The following is a 16,551-nucleotide window of genomic DNA, read 5'->3' on the forward strand; positions in this document are numbered from 1 at the left end:
TCAGCCCTGGTGGACGCCGAGCGCCGCCAGCAACTCCTCGCGCAGCGCCCCGCGTTCGGCCGGCCCGGCACCGGCCGGCGGCCGCAGGTCGTGCGAGATCCGGCCGGTGGTCAGCACCAGCACCCGGTCGGCGAGCGCGAGCGCCTCGTCGATGTCGTGGGTGACCAGCAGCACGCACGGCCGGTGCCGGGCGCACAGCTGCCGCAGCAGGGCGTGCATCCGCAGCCGGGTGAGCGCGTCGAGGGCCCCGAACGGCTCGTCCAGCAGCAGGAGTTCGGGCCGCCGCACGAGCGCCCGGGCCAGCGCCGCGCGCTGCGCCTCCCCGCCCGAGAGTACGGCGGGCCAGTCCCGTTCGCGGCCGGCCAGGCCGACCTCGGCGAGGGCGGCGCGGCCGGTGGCGGCGGCCTCCGGGCCGGTCAGCCCGAGGACGACGTTGTCCAGGACCCGGGCCCACGGCAGCAGTCGGGCGTCCTGGAAGACCACCGAGACGCGGTCCGGGACGTCGACCTCGCCGAGGGCGGTGCCGCCGGGGCCGGTGCCGCCGTCGTCCAGGCGCCCGAGCGCCCGGAGCAGGGTGGACTTCCCGGAACCGCTGTGGCCCAGCAGGGCGGTGAACTCGCCGGGGGCGAGGTCGAGGTCGACGCCGTCCAGGACGGTCCGGGTGCCGAAGGCCCGGGTGAGCCCGCGCAGCCGGACGGCGGGGGCGTCGGCCGCCGCGGTGGGGCCGGTGGTCAGGCCAGGGTGCGGCGCCATGCCAGCGCCCTCCTTTCGATCAGGCGGACCAGGGTGTCCGAGAGCAGTCCGAGCAGCCCGTAGACGACCAGGCCGACCACGATGACGTCGGTGCGGCCGAAGGTGCGGGCCTGGGTCATCAGGTAGCCGATGCCGCTGGAGGCGTTGATCTGCTCGCTCACCACCAGGACCAGCCACGAGATCGTGACCGACATCCGCAGCCCGGTGAAGAAGCCGGGGGCGGCCCCCGGCAGGGCGACGTGCCGCAGGAACCCCAGCGGCGTCAGTTCCACGGTCCGGGCGAGCTCGGCGTAGCGGGGGTCGAGGCCGGTCAGCCCGGCGTGCGTGTTGAGGTACACCGGGACGAGCGTGCCGAGGGCGACCAGGATCACCTTGACCTCCTCCCCGATGCCGAACCAGAGGATGGCGAGCGGGACCAGGGCGAGGATCGGCAGCGAGCGGACCAGCTGCACGGTGCCGTCGATCAGCGCCTCGCCGATCCGGCTGAGGCCGGCGGCCAGGGCGAGCAGGAGTCCGGCGGCCACCCCGAGGCCGAGCCCGAGGGCGGCCCGTTGCAGGGAGACCAGCAGGTGTTCCTGCAGCTCGCCGCGCACCACCAGATCGGCGAAGGTCCCGGCGACCTCGGCGGGCGGGGCGAGGGTCTGCGGGTCGAGCAGGCCGGTGGCGGAGGACAGCCACCAGAGGCCGAGCAGCAGCACCGGGCCGAGCGCGCGGGCGAACGGCCGGCGGGGGCGGGGCAGGCCCACCGTGCGCGGACGGCGCCGGCGCGGCCGCGCCCGGCCGGGCGCGCGGGGGACGCCGGCCGCCACGGTGGCCCTCTCGGTCGGAGTCGGGACGGGGACGGTGACGGGTTCGGGAGCGGGCATGGACACGGTCAGCCGGCCAGGGCGCCGCGCTGGACGGCTTCGAAGCGACCGTCGTACGTGCCCGCGACGTCGAGCTTCCCGGGCAGGGCCCCGGCCTCGGCGAGCACGTCCGCGATCGCCTGGTGGTCGGCCACGGCCTGCTGGTAGGAGGGGAAGGCGGCGGTGCCGGTGTTCCGGAAGATCTGGCTCCCGGAGGCGGCCGGGATGTTCTGCTTCTTGACGTAGTACTGCTCGACCCACTCCGTCTCGTTGGCGTTCTGCCAGGCCAGCGCCTTGGTCCAGCGGGCGGTGAGGTCGGCCAGGGCGGCGGCCCTGGCCGGGTCGCGCAGGGTCTTGCCCGGGGTGATGAGCAGCAGCAGGCCGCTGGTGAGGTCCTTGTCGTCGGTGATCTCGTGCGCGCCCTTCTCGGCGTTGGGCAGCAGGTATTTGGAGGCGAGCGGCTCGGTGAGCGCGGCGGCGTCGATCTGGCCGCTCTGCAGGGCGGCAGGGATGTCCAGCACCTGGAGGTTGACCAGGGTGACGTCGGTGGTGCGCAGCCCGGCCCGCTTGAGGGCGTTGAGGACGGCGGGCTGGAAGGTGGTGCCCTCGGTGTAGGCGATCCGCTTGCCCTTCAGCTCGGCGACGGTCCTGGCCGGATTGCCGGGGGAGGTGACCAGGTGGACGGAGGAGCGGCTGGTCTGGGCGACGCCGACCACCTTGACGTCCTGCTGCGCGGCCTGGGCGAAGATCGCGGGCGTCTCGCCGACGATGCCGAGGTCCAGCGAGCCGCCCCGGAAGGCCTCCAGGATCGTCGGGCCGCCCTGGAAGGCGTTGTAGGTGAGCTTGTACGGGGTGTTCGCGTCCTGGCCGGAGGCCTTGAGCAGCATCTCCAACTGGGCGTTCTGGTCGCCGATCCGCAGGTCGGTGCCGGCCGGGACGGCGGTGGGCAGCGGGTCCTGCGGGGCCGGCGGGGCACCGGCCGCGGTGCCGGAGCCCCCGCCCGTCGAGGCGCAGGCGGTCAGGGCGAGGGCGGCGACGGCGAGGACGGCGGCGAGCCGGCGGGGGCGGTGCATGGGGTGAACTCCTTCGGGGTGGCCGGGTGCCGGGACCGCGGAGCGGTGTGGGTCCGGCAGCCGGAACGGTGGAACGGCGCGGGGTGTGTGCGGTGCGGGGTGCACGGTGCGGGCGCGGACGGCCCGGTGACGGCGCGCGGCGCCGGGGCAGGCCGGGGCGGCCGTGCGACCGGGTGCACGGCGGGCGCAGCGAGCGCGGCGGGTGCGGAACGACGGCGGGACACGGGGACGGTGTCCCGCGGACTCGGGTGCGGGCGTGGGGGCGGGCGTGAGGTTCAGGTGCGGCTACGGCCGGGCGGGGGTGCGGTCGTCGGCCGCGTCGCCGGGACATCGGCGCGCCGTCGCCGGGCGGAGCACGTCGAGCGCGCCGCGCACCGTCCCGCCGCCGGCCGTGAGCGCCTCACGGGCCTCGGCCGGGCCGGTGCCGGCGAGGAGCAGCACCAGGGCGGCCTTGAGGTCGCCCCCGGTGGCGGTGAGCGCGGCCCGGCAGGCCTCGGGCCCGGCCCCGGAGGCCTGGCCGAGCAGGGTGGTCTTGCGGGCGGTGAGCTTCCGGTTGCCCGCCGCCACGTCCGTCATCAGGTTGGACCAGGTGCGGCCGAGACGGACCATGACGGCCGTCGAGAAGCCGTGCAGCACCAGCTTCTGGGCGGTGCCGGCCTTCATCCGGGTCGACCCGGTGACCGCCTCGGGGCCGGTCTCCACGCAGACGTGCAGGTCGGCGAGGCCGGCGAGCGGGGCCCGCGGGTCGCTGCTGACCAGCACGGTGGTGGCGCCGCCCGACCGTCCCGCCGCCAGCGCGCCCGCGACGTACGGGGTCCGGCCGCTCGCGGCGAGGCCGATGACCACGTCCCCGGCGGTGACGCCCGCGAGCGCGGCCCGCCCGGCATGTTCGCTGTCCTCGGCGCCCTCGGCCGCCGTGGTGAGCGCGGCCGGACCGCCCGCGAGGTGGACCCGGATCCGGCCGGGCTCCAGCCCGTAGGTGGGCGGGAGTTCGGCGGCGTCCAGGACGGCGTACCGGCCGGAGGAGCCCGCGCCGACGTAGTGCACGGTCCGGTCGGCCCGCAGCGCGTCGACGGCGGCGTCGACGGCGCGGGCGAGCACCGGCAGGGCGGCGGACACGGCGGCGGGGACGAGGGCGTCCTCGGCGTTGATCAGCCGGAGGACGCCGAGCGCGTCGAGCCGGTCGATGCCGGTGGTGCGCGGATTGCGCGTCTCGGTGGGCGGGTGGTGCACGGGGGCTCCCGATGACGGTACGGGGGGCGGGTGTGGAGGGGCCGGGCCGGGCACGGGGCACGTGGGCGCGGCGGCCGCCCGGGCCCGGTGGGCACGCCGTACGGCCGGGGCGGCCTCCCGGGGGACGGGGGCGGCGGGCGGCGACGGCGGGGCCGGGGGCGCGGGGGTGTCAGCGAAGCGGCGCGACGGCCGGACAGGCCGTGCTGGTGACGCGGCAGAAGTCCACGTGGGCCCGGGTGGTGAGATCGGCGGTACGGGGCACGGCACGGTCTCCTTCCCGGGCTCGGATGGCACACTTCGGACACACCCGGGGGTTGACACCCGTCGGGATGTCGAGGATTCTCGCACAGAACTCTTCAAATGTGGAAGAGCAACATCGATGGCCGCGGCCCGGCGACGGGCGGACCGGCGGAAGACCAGTGGGAGGGGTGCCGTGGACCGGACGTCGGCCCAGGCTCTGATCGTGCGACTGCGGGGCAGGCTGCCCTCCCTCTCGCCGGTCGAACGCGCCGTCGCCGAACGGGTGTTGGCCGACCCGGCCGGAGCGGCGTCGCTGAGCATCGGCCAACTCGCGGCGGCGGCCGGGGTGTCCGACACCTCCGTGACCCGGTTCTGCCGGACGCTCGGCCTGCGGGGTTACCCCGATCTGCGCCTCGCGCTCGCCGCGGCCCAGGTGGCCGCCGAGGGGGAGTTCGCCGTCCGGGTCGGGGCCGACGGCGACATCGCGGCGGACGACGACACCCGCACCGTGGTCGCGAAGGTCGCCCGGCTGAGCGCCCGGGCGGCCGAGGAGACCGCCGCCCAACTCGACCTCGCCGCCCTGGACGCGGTGGTGGACGCGCTGGCCGCCGCCCGCCGGATCGAGGTGTACGCGGCGGGGGCGGGCGCGGTGGTCGCCGCCGACCTGGAGTACAAGCTCCAGCACCTCGGCCTGGTCTGCGCCGCCCGCTCGGACGTGCACCGCGCCCTGATGGGGGCCGCCCACCTGACCGCCGCCGACGTCGTCGTGGGGATCTCCTACTCGGGCCGCACGGCCGAGGTCCGCGACCCGGTCGACGAGGCCGTCCGGCGCGGCGCGACCGCCGTCGCCCTCACCAGCGACCCCGGCTCGCCCCTGGCCGCGGCCGTCGGGCACGTGCTGACCTTCGCCGGGCGGGAGAGCGACCGCCGCACCGGCGCGACGGTCAGCCGCACGGCCCAGCTCACCGTCGTCGACTGCCTCTACGTCCGGCTCGCCCAGCGCCTCGACCAGCGCGCCGCCGAGGCCCTGGACCGCACCCACCACGCCGTCACCCGCGCCCGCACCCCCCGGCCCTCCGATGGCTGACGGCCTGTTCCCCGCTCCGCCGCGGCTCCTCGGGGGTGCCGTGTCGTCGGCCGGGCGCGAGCCGGCGCTCCGGACCGCCGTGGCCGCCGTCGCCGGATCGGCGCGGCCTCCCGCCCCGGCGGGGGAGGGCTGGGTGGTCGGGGTGGACGTCGGCGGGTCCGGGATCCGGGTCGCGTCGGCGCCCGCCCGGTGGCCGGAGGGGCTCGCCGGGGTGCGGACCGTCGAGGTGTCGGCGCCCGCGCGGGTCTCGGCCTCGGCGGGCGGGCTGGACGCCGAGGCACTGCTCGACCGGCTGCTCCCCGCCCTCCAAGGACTCGCCGCCGGGCTGCCGGACGGTGCGCGGATCGGGGCCGTCGCCGTCGGTGCCACCGGGATGGCCCTGCTCGGCCGCGACCTCGCCGAGCGGCTGCCCGGCCCGCTCGCCCGGGCCACCGGGGCCGGGCGGCTGGTGCTCGCGGGGGACGCGATCACGGCCCATGTGGGCGCTTTGGGCACGGGCGCCGGGGTGACCGTGGCCGGCGGCACGGGGCTGGTCGCCATCGGCTACCGCCCCGGCGCCGGCTGGCGGCGCGCCGACGGCTGGGGCCAACTGCTCGGCGACTGCGGCAGCGGCGGCTGGCTCGGCCGCGCCGGTCTGGAGGCGGCCCTGCGGGCGTACGACGGCCGGACCGGCGGCTCGCCCCGGCTGCTGGCCGCCGCCGAACGCCGCTACGGCCCGGTGGCCGGGCTGCCGGCCGCCCTCCAGCCGCACCCCGACCGGGCCGCCCGACTCGCCGCCTTCTCCCCGGACGTCGCGGCGGCGGCCGAGGAGGGCTGCCCGGTCGCCGCCGAGCTGCTCCGGCGCGCGGGCGAGGAGATCGCCGCCTCCGCGACCGCCGCCGCCGGCTCGGCCGGCCTGGCCGCCCCGGACCTCGCGCTCACCGGCGGCCTGTTCCGCCTCGCCCCGCTGCGCCGCGCCACCGTCGACGCCCTGGCCGCCCGCCTCCCCGCCGCCCGCCTCCGCACCCCCGGCGGCCCGCCCCTGCTCGGCGCGCTCCGCCTCGCCGTCACCGCCGTGGCCGCGCCCGACCTCCCCTGGCCCCTGCACCCGCCCCTCCTCACCGTCCTCGACACTCCCGCCGGCCGTCGGTAGCCCTCCGGTGTCCGAGTGGCACAAGGGGTGCCCGGGATGGGACTCGTGCGAACGAATCATTCCGATGTCACCGACCGTTGGTCAAGGGAAAACAAATTTCCCGGGCCCTTGAAATACTCCCGAAATAGAACGGCAATATCGATAAACGGGCATCCGTTCGGTTCTTTCGGAGGGGGAGGGGCCGGTTCCCGGCGCCTTCGGACGGCCGGCCCCTGAGAGCGCGCCGGGCGTGCGCCGGATCCGGGCCGCCCGGCGTGCACCGCGTGCCGTCCCCCTCGCCCCGCCCTGCCCGGTCGCTCCGGTGCAGGTGGGAGCCCCACCGCCGGCTGGCCGCGGCGGTCGGGCGGGCCCGTCGCCGGCGCCTTCCGCGCGCCTCCGGGCGGTCTTCCGGCCGGCTTTCCGCCGCGGACGGCGCGTGACACCGCGCCCCGCTCGCGCAGCGGCGCCAGGGGCGATCGGGGTGCGCGATTCCGGTCGGACGGGCGAATTGCGCGCCGTTGCGGAGTCGTCGCGGCGAACCCACTATTCGGATGGCCGTATCGCCATACCGGAACCTCACCTCCGGGCCGCACCCTCCGCCGTACGCCCCTCGTTCCGCCGTGCCCGGTGCCGTTTTCATTCCGTCCCGGGCCGTTCCGGGCCGGGCCGTGCCGCTCCGCGCCTCCCGCTCCACGTTCGACGCTCCACGTTCGACCCCTCACGCTCGACGCTTCACGCTCGACGCCGTCCCGCCACGCCGCCCGCCGCCGATCCCTGCCACGAGGAGGGTTCCGTTGGACAACCGGTACGAGACCTACGCCTACGCCGACCCGCTCTTCTACGACTCGCCCCGGCGCTGGGGAGCGCACGAGGAGTTCGCCGCCGTGACCCGCCCGCTGCCCGCGGGCTGGGAGCACGGCGACCTGGAGATGTGGGCCGTGGTGCGCCCCGTCGACGTGCGGATCCCGGACCAGGGCTGGAAGATCCACGTCTCGGCGTGCGTCGAGACCGCGGAGGAGGTGCTGGAGACCGTCTTCGCCTACTGCCTGCGCGAAGGCGTGGCCTTCAAGTTCCTGCGCGGCCTGCCGATCCTCCAGGTGCAGAACTCCAAGTACGCGCCGCGCGGCTCCAGCGGGAAGTTCTGCACCCTCTACCCGGTCGACGACGCCGAGCTGGAGCGATGTCTCGACGGCCTGGGCGCGCTGCTCGCCGGCCGCAAGGGCCCCTACATCCTCAGCGACCTGCGCTGGCAGGACGGCCCGCTGTACCTGAGGTACGGCGGCTTCGCCGAGCGCTACTGCCGCAACGAGGCGGGCGAGCGGGTGCTGGCCCTGGTCGGTCCCGACGGAAAGCTCGTTCCGGACGTGCGCGGCACCGCCTTCGCCGTCCCCGCCTGGGCGCCGGTGCCGGCCTGCATCGCCCCGGCGGTCGCCGAGCGCGCCGCCCAGCGCGACACCGGGCTGCCGTACACCGTCGAACGGGTCCTGCACTTCTCCAACGCGGGCGGCGTCTACCTGGCCCGCGACGGGCAGGACGGGCCGCAGGTGGTCCTGAAGGAGGCCCGCCCGTTCGCGGGGCTGGACCAGCGCGGCGTGGACGCGGTGACCCGGCTGCGCAACGAGCACGCCGTGCTGGCCCGGCTGGCCGGAGTCCCCGGGGTCCCCGCCGAGCACGGACTGCTGACGGCCTGGGAACACGAGTTCCTCGTCCAGGAGTACGTGGCCGGGCAGTCCCTGAGCGAGTGGCTGACGGCCCGCTACCCGCTGATCCACCCCGACGCGGGCGAGGACGCCGTCGCCGAGTACACCCGGGACGCGCTGGCGATCGTCGCGCAGGTGGAGCGGGCCCTGGCGCAGATCCACGCCCGCGGTGTCGTCTTCGGCGACCTCCACCCCCGCAACCTGATCATCAGGCCGGACGGCGAGCTCTGCTTCATCGACTTCGAACTCGCCAGCACCACGGAGGACTTCCTGCGCCCGGCGCTCGGCGCCGCCGGGTTCACCGCACCGCTCGGCCGCACCGGGACGGACATCGACCGCTACGCGCTGGCGGCGCTGCGGCTGTGGCTCTTCTACCCGCTGGTCCAGCTCACCGCGCTGGACCCGGACAAGGCCGGCCAGCTCGCCGACGCGATCGAGCGGCGCTTCCCGGTACCGCCCGGCTACACCGACGACATCCGCGGCCACCTCGCCCGCTCGCCGCAGGACGGCCGCACGCCCCGCCCCGAACTGGACGCGGGCCGCGCCGAGACCCGCGCGCTGCTGGAGGCCCCGGCCGCCGACTGGCCGGCGATCCGGGACTCGCTCGCCGCCGGCATCGCCGCGGCGGCCACCCCAGAGCGCGCCGACCGCCTCTTCCCGGGCGACATCGCCCAGTTCACCCAGGGCGGACTCGGCCTGGCGCACGGCGCGGCCGGGGTGCTCTACGCCCTGCACGCCACCGGGGCGGCCGTCGACCCCGCGCACGTGCGGTGGCTGGCCGCCGCCGCCCGCGACCGCGCCCCGGTGCCCGGGCTGTACCACGGCGGCCACGGCGTCGCCTACGTGCTGGACCTGCTGGGCGAGCACGAGCAGGCGTCCGGCCTCCTGCACCGCCTCGGCCGGGCCGCGGCCGCCGAGGGCGAACCGGCCGCGGCCCCGGCGCTGGCCACCGGAGGCCCGGGCATCGCGCTCACCCTGCTGCACTTCGCCCGCGCCACCGGGGACGAACGGCTGCTGGACGAGGCGCTGGGCGCCGCCAGGAGCGCCGCCATGACCTGGGAGAAGACCGGGCGCGGCGACGCCGGCCGGCGGGCCGGGCTGCTGGCCGGGGCGTCCGGCGCCGCGCTCGCCCTGGTCCGCCTCCACGAGCACACCGGGGACCACGCCCTGCTGGACCAGGCCGAGGCCCTCCTGGAACTCGACCTGGACCGCTGCGTCACCGTCGCCGACGGAACGCTGCAGGTCGTCGACCGGCGCCGGGTCCTGCCCTACGTCGAGACCGGCAGCGCGGGCATCGGCCTCGCCCTGGCGGCCCTCCTCGCCCACCGTCCCGACAGCGCCCTCGCCGAGCGGCAGGCGCCGATCCGGAAGGCGGCCGAGCCCGAGTTCGTGATCCAGCCGGGCCTGTTCAACGGACGGGCCGGACTCCTCGGCTACCTCGCGCTGACCGGCGCCCCGGCCGAGGGACGGACCCTGCTCGACCACCACCGTGCCCTGCTGGCCCTCCACCAGGTCCCGTACCACGGCCACCTCGCCTTCCCGGGCGACCAGTTGCTGCGGCTGTCGACGGACCTGGCGACGGGCTCGGCCGGGGTGCTGCTGGCCCTCGGCACGGCCCTCGCGGGCACCCCCTTCCTCCCGTTCACCGACGCGGCGCCCACGCCCCGGTGACCGCCCCGGGCGCGACCGCCGCGCCCCGCAGACTCCCGGCCGCCCGGCCGGGTGGTACACCGCAACCGAAGGAGAACGTCATGGCGATCCTCGACCTCCAGACCCTGGAGCTGCCCGAGACCGAGGCGGCCCCGATCGACGACACCCTCGCGAGCACCAGCTCGCTGAGCGTCCTCAACTGCGGCACCAGCACCGTCAGCACGCTGCTCTGCCTCTGACCCGACCGGCCGCCCGAAGGGGCGGCCCGTGACGGTCGACCCGGCCGGATGGTCCACGGACCGCCCGGCCGGGTCCCGTTCCCCGCCCGACGGCCCCGCGAAGGGCGCCCCGCCCAGGAGAGAGGTGTCCCCGTGGCCGACCGGCCCGCGCCCGCCCCCACCGCCGCGCCCGTCGGCGCCGCCACCACGCACACCGCCGGCACGCACACCGCCACCGCACACAGCACCGACCCGCACACCGCCCCCGCTCCCGCGGCCCCCGCGCCGCCGCAGGTCCGGCTGCGCCGCGAACTCGCCGCCCAGCCGGTCCGCCTCGCCGCCGCCCTCGCCCTCGCCGTGGTGGCCACCGCCGCCGCCCTCGCGCTCCCGCTGCTGGTCCGCCGGATCGTCGGCGACTTCTCCGGGCACCGCTCGCTCGCCCCCGGACTGCTGATGATGGCCGCGGCCGCCCTCGTCGGCGCGGCGGCCCAGGCCCTCTCCGGCTTCCAGCTGGCGCAGGTCGGCGAGGGGATGACCTACCGGCTGCGGACCGCCCTGATGGTCCACGCGCTGCGCCTGCCGCTGCCCGTCGTCCGGGCCCGCGGCACCGGCGAACTCGCCGCCCGGGTCACCTCCGACGCCCAACTGCTGGGCCAGGTGGTGGAAGTGGCGATGCAGCTGCCGCTCGCCGCGCTCAGCGTCCTGGCGACCCTCGCGGTCATGCTGTGGATCGACTGGGTGCTCACCGCGGTCACCGTGGCCGCGCTCGGCCTGCTGACCGCCCTGGTCCTGGTGATCACCCGCCGGATGCGGGCCAACGTCACCGGGCAGCAGGACGCGGTCGGGCGGATCGCCCAGCGCTTCACCGCCGACCTGGAGGCCCTCACCACCATCAAGGCCTACCGCGCCGAACCGCTCGCCGACCGGGTCCTGGCCGAGGACGCCGAGCACCTGCGCGCCGTCTCGCTGACCGGCGCCCGGCTCGGTGCCCTGGTGCCGGCGGTGCTCACCCTCGGCAACCAGTTCGCGATGATCGCGGTCATCCTCACCGGCGGCGCGCGGCTCGCGGCGGGCGAGCTGAAGGTCGCGGCCTTCGCCGCGTTCCTGCTGTACCTGCTGCAGACCGTCCCGTCGGTGAACACCCTCGCCACCGGCTTCGGCCGTCTCCAGGCCGGGCTGGCCGCCCGGGACCGCTGCAACGAACTCCTCGCCCTGCCCCCGGAGGCCGACCCGGACGACGCCGCCCGGACCGCGCCCACCCCCGCGCCCGACGCCCCGGCGGTGGTCTTCCGCGCCGTCTCCTACACCCACACCGGCGCCCGGCGGGAAGCGCTGTGCGCCGCCTCCTTCAGCATCCCGCGCACCGGACTGACCGCCGTGGTCGGCCCGTCGGGCGCCGGCAAGAGCACCGCCCTCGCGCTCGTCGGCCGCTTCGTACGGCCCGGCGCCGGATCGGTCAGCGTCCTCGGCCACGACCTCCGTACCTGGCCGCTGGGCGCGCTGCGCGCCCGGATGGCCTACGTGGACCAGGCGTTCACCCTGCTGGAGGCCAGCGCCCGCGACAACCTCCAGCTCGGCCGGGCCGGCGCCGCCGACGAGCAGGAACTGGCCCGGGCGCTCGCCACCGTCGGCCTGACCGAGGACGTCGCCCGCCTCCCGCACGGCCTGGACACCGTCCTGGGCCGCGAGTTCGACCTCTCCGGCGGCCAGCGCCAGCGGATGGCCCTGGCCCGCGCCCTGCTCGCCGACGCCGACATCGTCCTGCTGGACGAGCCCACCAGCCAGCTCGACGGCCTCAACGAACTGCGCTTCCGCGAGATCGTCGACCGCCTGGCCCGCCGCAGCGCCGTCGTGGTCGTCGCCCACCGGCTGACCACGGTCCAGCACGCCGACCACGTGATCATGCTCGACCACGGCACCGTCGTCGACGCCGCCGACCACCCCACCCTGCTCGCCCGCTGCGCCCCCTACCGCGAACTGGTGACCAGCCAGACGGGCCCGTCCCTCCGCACCTGAAGGCCGTCCGGCCCCCCGTTCCGGGTCAGTCCCAGTCGGAAGCCGGCTGGACGAGGCCCGGCCCGCCGGTGTGCGGCACGGGGACGTAGCCCTCGGCCGGGGCCGGCAGGGCGTCGACGCACTCCGCCGAGCAGGCGTTGACCAGCAGCGGCAGCACGTCGGCCCCCGAGGTCCACCGCGAGATCCAGACCTGGCGCAGGTTCGCGCCGTCCACGGGCCGGTCGCAGACACTGCAGGTGCGGATCGCCGCGGCACCCCACACCCCGGGGTCGAGGTCCGCGAGGTCGAGGCCCGCGGCGGCGCCCGGCGCGGCCCGCAGCCCGGGGAACTGGGCCCGGTACTTCTCGTTGCCGTAGAGGGCGCGGGTGCTCACCGTGCTGCGCCGCAGGGCGGGGCACCGGGTGAGCTCGTAGGGGAACCAGTGCAGCCGGTGCGAGGTGTACGGGGTGAACTCCTCCAGGCTCGTCATCGCGCCGATCTCCGGCGGCAGGCGGACCAGGTTGCTGCCGTACAGCACCAGGTGCCGCACCGCGGTGAGCCGGGCGACGGTCGGCGGCAGGGTGACGACCTGGCGCCGCTCCGGGGCGGTGAGTTCCACCAGCGGCGAGAAGACCTCCCGCCCGTCGGCCGCCGCCTCCTCGATCAGTTCGAGCAGGCGCAGCCAGCCGGGCGCCGTGGTGTCCTGGCGTTCGGCGTGGAAGCGGGTCGGCCGGTTGCGGGCGGTGGAGCTCCGGGGGAGGCAGGCGCACTGCTCGCGGGGCGCGTCCTGGTCGCCGGGCCCCGCGGCCCCGGCCCAGCGGTTGGAGAACACCTGCGGTTGCTCACTCATATGATCACCGTATCGATGGGGTCGATGTCCCGTGGACCTGGGTCGCACCAGCAGCGCCACGTGCCGGACGCATCCCTGACGCGCCGTCGGCCCACCTCGCTGAGCAGGCCACCTCCAGTGGATTGGACCGGGACACCGTGCGGCGCGGCGGCTACCGTCGACGACGACACAGCCGACCGACCGGAGAATTGCGCCATGCACCCCGAACTCGCCGCCGATCTCGACCAGTTGCCCGCCCTGCTGGAGGAGACCCGCCGGACCGCGGCCGCCTTCCTCTCCTCCCTGGACGAGCGGCCGGTGGTGCCGCGGGCCGACCCGCCCGCCCGGATGCCGCTGGCCGAACGGGGCGGCGGCCTGCGGGAGGCGCTGGCCGAGTTCGGCGAGCGCTGGGAGCCGAGGCTCTCGGCCGGGGCCGGGCCGCGCTACTTCGGCTTCGTCACCGGGGGAGCGACCCCGGCGGCGCTGGCCGGCGACTGGCTGACCGCCGCCGCCGACCAGAACTCCAACTCCTCGCTGGACGGCGCCGGCCAGCAGCTGGAGCGGGAGACGGTCGGCTGGCTGCGCGAGCTGTTCGGACTCTCCGACGCGCACGCCGGCACCTTCGTCAGCGGCGCGACCATGTCGAACACGGTCGGCCTGGCGATCGCCCGGCAGTGGCTCGGCGAGCACCTCGGCGTGGACGTGGCCGAGGACGGCGCCGCCGCGCTCGGCCGGGTCCGGGTGCTGTCGGGCAGCGCGCACTCCAGCGCCGCCAAGGCCCTGTCGGTGCTGGGCCTGGGCCGTTCCGCGCTGGTGAAGGTGCCCGTCCTGCCCGGGCGGGAGGCGGTGGACCCGGCCGCGCTGGAGCGGCTGCTGGCCGAAGCCGACGGCCCGTGCGTGCTGGTCGCCAACGCCGGCACGGTCAACACGGTGGACTTCGACGACCTGCGGGCGCTGGCCGAGCTGCGCGACCGCTACGGCTGCTGGCTGCACGTGGACGCGGCATTCGGCGCCTTCGCCGCCCTGGCCCCCGAGCACGCGGACCTGGTGGCCGGCCTGGACCGGGCCGACTCGATCTGCGTCGACCTGCACAAGTGGCTCAACGTGCCCTACGACAGCGCCGTGCAGTTCACCCGCCGCCCCGACCTCCAGGCCGAGGTCTTCCGCAACGCGGCCGCCTACCTCGGCCCGCTCGGCGAGCACCCCGACCTGGTGCACCTCACCCCGGAGAACTCCCACCGGCTGCGCGCCCTCGCCGCGTGGTTCACCCTGCGCGCCTACGGCCGGGCCGGCCACCGGGAGATCGTCGAGCGCTGCGTGGCCGGCGCCCGCACGCTGGGGGAGGCCGTCGCGGCGACGCCGGGGCTGCGGCTGCTGGCGCCGGTCCGGCTGAACGTCGTCTGCTTCACCCTGGCCGAGGACCCCACCGCGGACCGCCTCGCCGCCCTGGCCGGGGCCGTGGCCGACGAGGCGTTCCTGACCCCGACCCACTACGCGGGCGTCCCCGCCCTGCGGGCGGCGTTCAGCAACTGGCGCACCACCGACGCGGACGTCCGCCGGACGGCCGCGGCCCTCGCCCGGGCGGTCCGGGCACCCGGAGGCTGACGGCCTCCACAGCACTGGGCGCCGCCCGGCCCGCGTCTCACCCCTCAGGGGTGGTGCGCGGGCGGCCGGGGCGCGCGACCGTGGGCCGCGAGGGGGTTCGGCTTTCTCTCCGGAGGCGGGCGATGGACGACTATCCGCTGTTGAACATCTTCCTCACGACCATGTGGATCTTCCTATGGATCCTCTGGTTCATGCTCCTGTTCCGGGTCTTCGGCGACCTGTTCCGGGACGACACGGTGGGCGGCTGGGGCAAGGCCGGCTGGTGCGTGTTCCTGATCCTGCTGCCGTTCGTGGGCGTGTTCGTCTACCTGATCGCGCGCGGCAAGGGCATGGGGATGCGCGAGATGGCGCGCGCCAAGGAGGCGGAGGCGGAGTTCCGCACCTACGTGCGGGACGCGGCCGGGGCGGAGGCGAAGCCCGCCAGTGCCGCCGAGGAACTGGCCCGGCTCGCGGAACTGAAGCGCGACGGCTCCATCACGGAGGAGGAGTACCAGCGCGCCAAGGCGCTCGTGCTGTCCTGACGCCCGCCGGCGCTCAGTGCTCCGCGACCCCCGTGTCCACCGCGGCCCCGCCCGTGGACGCGGGGGTCACGGGGTGGGCGGGGGCGAGGAACTCGCGGACGGCGAAGGCCGCCAGGACGACCACGGCGAACCAGAACACCACCATCCCGGTCGGGTGGTCCCAGAGCACGAAGACCACGGCGGCGACGACCAGGATCAGGACGCCCAGCCAGCGCTTCCACCGCCGGACGAAGTGCTCCACCGGGCCGGCCCGGAAGCCCGCCGCGTCGGCGGAGGAGCGCAGCGCCGCGACCCCGTGCCCGGCCACCGAGCGGACGGTCACGGCGGGGCGCGAGGGGCCGACGAAGAACGCCCCGAGCGCGACGACCACGGCCAGGAAGCCCACCATCCGCACCCCGCTGCGCAGGTAGTCGACGACGGCGTCGTAGACGGCTCCGGCGGCGGCCTGCGAGGCGTCGGCGGGCAGGTGGTCGAGGAAGTAGGAGCGGAAGACGGCCAGCGCGATGCCCAGCACCAGCATGGCCACCCCGATGCCGAGGGCGGCGCCGACCAGCGCGCGGCGGCGGTTGAAGGCGGTCAGCACACCGGCCGCGGCGACCAGGACCGTGATGACCGGCATCCACCAGCCGAGGATCTGCAGGAGCCGGAACCCGCCCTTGATCTTGGCGAGGTCGGGCGAGGAGAACACCACGAAAGAGGTGTGCACCTCCGGGATCTTGGCGGCGGGCGCGAAACCGGCGTTGACCAGCTCGTTCTTGACCCGATCCACCATCGGCCCGATGTCGATCACGACCTCGTCGTCCTTCAGCACGACCGCGCCGCCGCCCTGGCCGGTCAGGGCCTTGACCATGGTGGCGTGCGCCGCCCGCACGGCGTCCTCCCACACGGTGGCGAAGGCGTCGCTGGTGACCACCCGCTCGGCGGCGCCGTGCACGAGGTTGGTCAGCGCCCCCTCCAGGGGGCCGGTCAGCCCGCCCAGCAGCTGGGAGAGCCGGGGCGGCACGCCCTGTTCGGCGGCGGCCTGGGAGAGGTCGTTGACGAAGGCCTTGACGTCGATCTGCTCGGTCGCGGCGTCGGTGATCCGGTTGGCGAGGGCGTTCTGCACGTCGGGGTTGTGGGCCAGCGGCGCCATCGTGGCGACGAACCGGTCGGTGTCGGTGATCTCGTCGTGGGCCCAGACGGCGATGACGGCCAGCAGCGACAGCACGGCGGCCACGATCACCAGCACGGTCGCGCCGGTGGTGCGCAGCCGGTGGTGCTGCGGGCCGCGCCGGGCCTCGGCCTCCAGCTGGGCGACCCGGTGGTGGAGCGCCTCCAGCTCGTCGGCCTGCGAACGTCCGGCCTGCGGGCGGTCGGCGGTCGGTCGGTCGGCCGGGGTGCGGTCGGGCTCCGGTCGCCCGGGCTCCGGACGGCCGGGCTGCTCGGGGTCGGGCTGCGGCGTGCTGGACTCGGCCGGTGGCATGCGGGCAGCTCCTCGCGCTGGGCGGTCCGGGCGGAGCGGCGGCGCCGAGCGGACGGGCCACCGTGCACACCAGCCAAGGCCCCGGCCCGGCGGACGGCGAGCAGGGCTACCCCACCGGGGTGAGCCGCTTCGCCCGTCGGGCGCAGAGGGCGGGCGCCGGGTCACCCCGAACAGGTGAGCCGCGGGGCGGGGGCGGCGGGTTAGCTTCGGCGAGGGTCGGCTTCACCGC

At 76.3% G+C, this 16,551-nt stretch carries 13 protein-coding genes; 7 read left to right on the forward strand and 6 right to left on the reverse strand.

Annotated elements, in window-relative coordinates; translation table 11 throughout:
• From ACFC0B_RS04785 to ACFC0B_RS04800, 4 genes are all read right to left on the reverse strand, one after another.
• Positions 1–753, reverse strand: coding sequence for an ABC transporter ATP-binding protein (locus ACFC0B_RS04785; protein ID WP_376082124.1), 753 nt, complete (start codon positions 751–753; stop codon positions 1–3).
• A complete protein-coding gene (locus ACFC0B_RS04790) occupies positions 732–1,619 on the reverse strand; it encodes an ABC transporter permease (protein WP_376082127.1) in 888 nt (295 codons plus the stop codon). The genes ACFC0B_RS04785 and ACFC0B_RS04790 overlap by 22 nt, the downstream gene beginning before the upstream one ends.
• Positions 1,620–1,627: 8 nt before the next feature.
• Positions 1,628–2,671, reverse strand: coding sequence for an ABC transporter substrate-binding protein (locus tag ACFC0B_RS04795; RefSeq protein WP_376082129.1), 1,044 nt, complete (start codon positions 2,669–2,671; stop codon positions 1,628–1,630).
• A 285-nt stretch (positions 2,672–2,956) separates the two neighbouring features.
• The gene (locus ACFC0B_RS04800) at positions 2,957–3,904 is read right to left on the reverse strand and encodes an N-acetylmuramic acid 6-phosphate etherase (RefSeq protein WP_376082131.1); all 948 of its coding nucleotides are present in this window, start codon (positions 3,902–3,904) and stop codon (positions 2,957–2,959) included.
• 433 nt (positions 3,905–4,337) lie between these two features.
• Between ACFC0B_RS04800 and ACFC0B_RS04805 the strand changes: the two genes are divergently transcribed.
• The 5 genes from ACFC0B_RS04805 to ACFC0B_RS04825 all read left to right on the forward strand — a co-directional run bounded on the left by ACFC0B_RS04805 (position 4,338) and on the right by ACFC0B_RS04825 (position 11,926).
• Positions 4,338–5,231 carry a MurR/RpiR family transcriptional regulator gene (locus ACFC0B_RS04805; RefSeq protein ID WP_376082133.1) on the forward strand — a complete coding sequence of 298 codons (894 nt, stop codon included), beginning with the start codon at positions 4,338–4,340 and terminating at the stop codon, positions 5,229–5,231.
• Positions 5,232–5,364: 133 nt separating this feature from the next.
• Complete coding sequence (locus tag ACFC0B_RS04810) at positions 5,365–6,363, forward strand: N-acetylglucosamine kinase (protein WP_376082136.1); 999 nt, start codon at positions 5,365–5,367, stop codon at positions 6,361–6,363.
• Positions 6,364–7,136: 773 nt separating this feature from the next.
• Positions 7,137–9,713, forward strand: coding sequence for a class III lanthionine synthetase LanKC (gene lanKC, locus ACFC0B_RS04815; protein WP_376082139.1), 2,577 nt, complete (start codon positions 7,137–7,139; stop codon positions 9,711–9,713).
• 80 nt (positions 9,714–9,793) lie between these two features.
• Positions 9,794–9,931, forward strand: coding sequence for a SapB/AmfS family lanthipeptide (locus ACFC0B_RS04820; protein WP_350571418.1), 138 nt, complete (start codon positions 9,794–9,796; stop codon positions 9,929–9,931).
• Between the two features lie 132 nt (positions 9,932–10,063).
• Positions 10,064–11,926, forward strand: coding sequence for an ABC transporter ATP-binding protein (locus ACFC0B_RS04825; protein ID WP_376082142.1), 1,863 nt, complete (start codon positions 10,064–10,066; stop codon positions 11,924–11,926).
• A 25-nt stretch (positions 11,927–11,951) separates the two neighbouring features.
• Here the strand turns inward: ACFC0B_RS04825 and ACFC0B_RS04830 are convergent, their stop codons facing one another.
• The gene (locus ACFC0B_RS04830; protein ID WP_376082145.1) at positions 11,952–12,755 is read right to left on the reverse strand and encodes a leucine-rich repeat domain-containing protein; all 804 of its coding nucleotides are present in this window, start codon (positions 12,753–12,755) and stop codon (positions 11,952–11,954) included.
• 195 nt (positions 12,756–12,950) lie between these two features.
• Between ACFC0B_RS04830 and ACFC0B_RS04835 the strand changes: the two genes are divergently transcribed.
• Positions 12,951–14,339, forward strand: a complete 1,389-nt coding sequence (locus tag ACFC0B_RS04835) for a pyridoxal phosphate-dependent decarboxylase family protein (protein ID WP_376082147.1) — start codon at positions 12,951–12,953, stop codon at positions 14,337–14,339.
• A gap of 122 nt (positions 14,340–14,461) precedes the next feature.
• Complete coding sequence (locus tag ACFC0B_RS04840; RefSeq protein ID WP_376082149.1) at positions 14,462–14,860, forward strand: PLDc N-terminal domain-containing protein; 399 nt, start codon at positions 14,462–14,464, stop codon at positions 14,858–14,860.
• 13 nt (positions 14,861–14,873) lie between these two features.
• Here ACFC0B_RS04840 and ACFC0B_RS04845 read toward each other — a convergent pair whose 3' ends face one another.
• On the reverse strand, positions 14,874–16,322 hold the full coding sequence (locus ACFC0B_RS04845) for a hypothetical protein (protein WP_376082152.1): 1,449 nt from the start codon (positions 16,320–16,322) through the stop codon (positions 14,874–14,876).
• Positions 16,323–16,551 lie beyond the last annotated feature (229 nt).

Origin of the sequence: Kitasatospora sp. NPDC056184, from assembly GCF_042268405.1 — a bacterium.
Lineage (GTDB): Bacteria > Actinomycetota > Actinomycetes > Streptomycetales > Streptomycetaceae > Kitasatospora.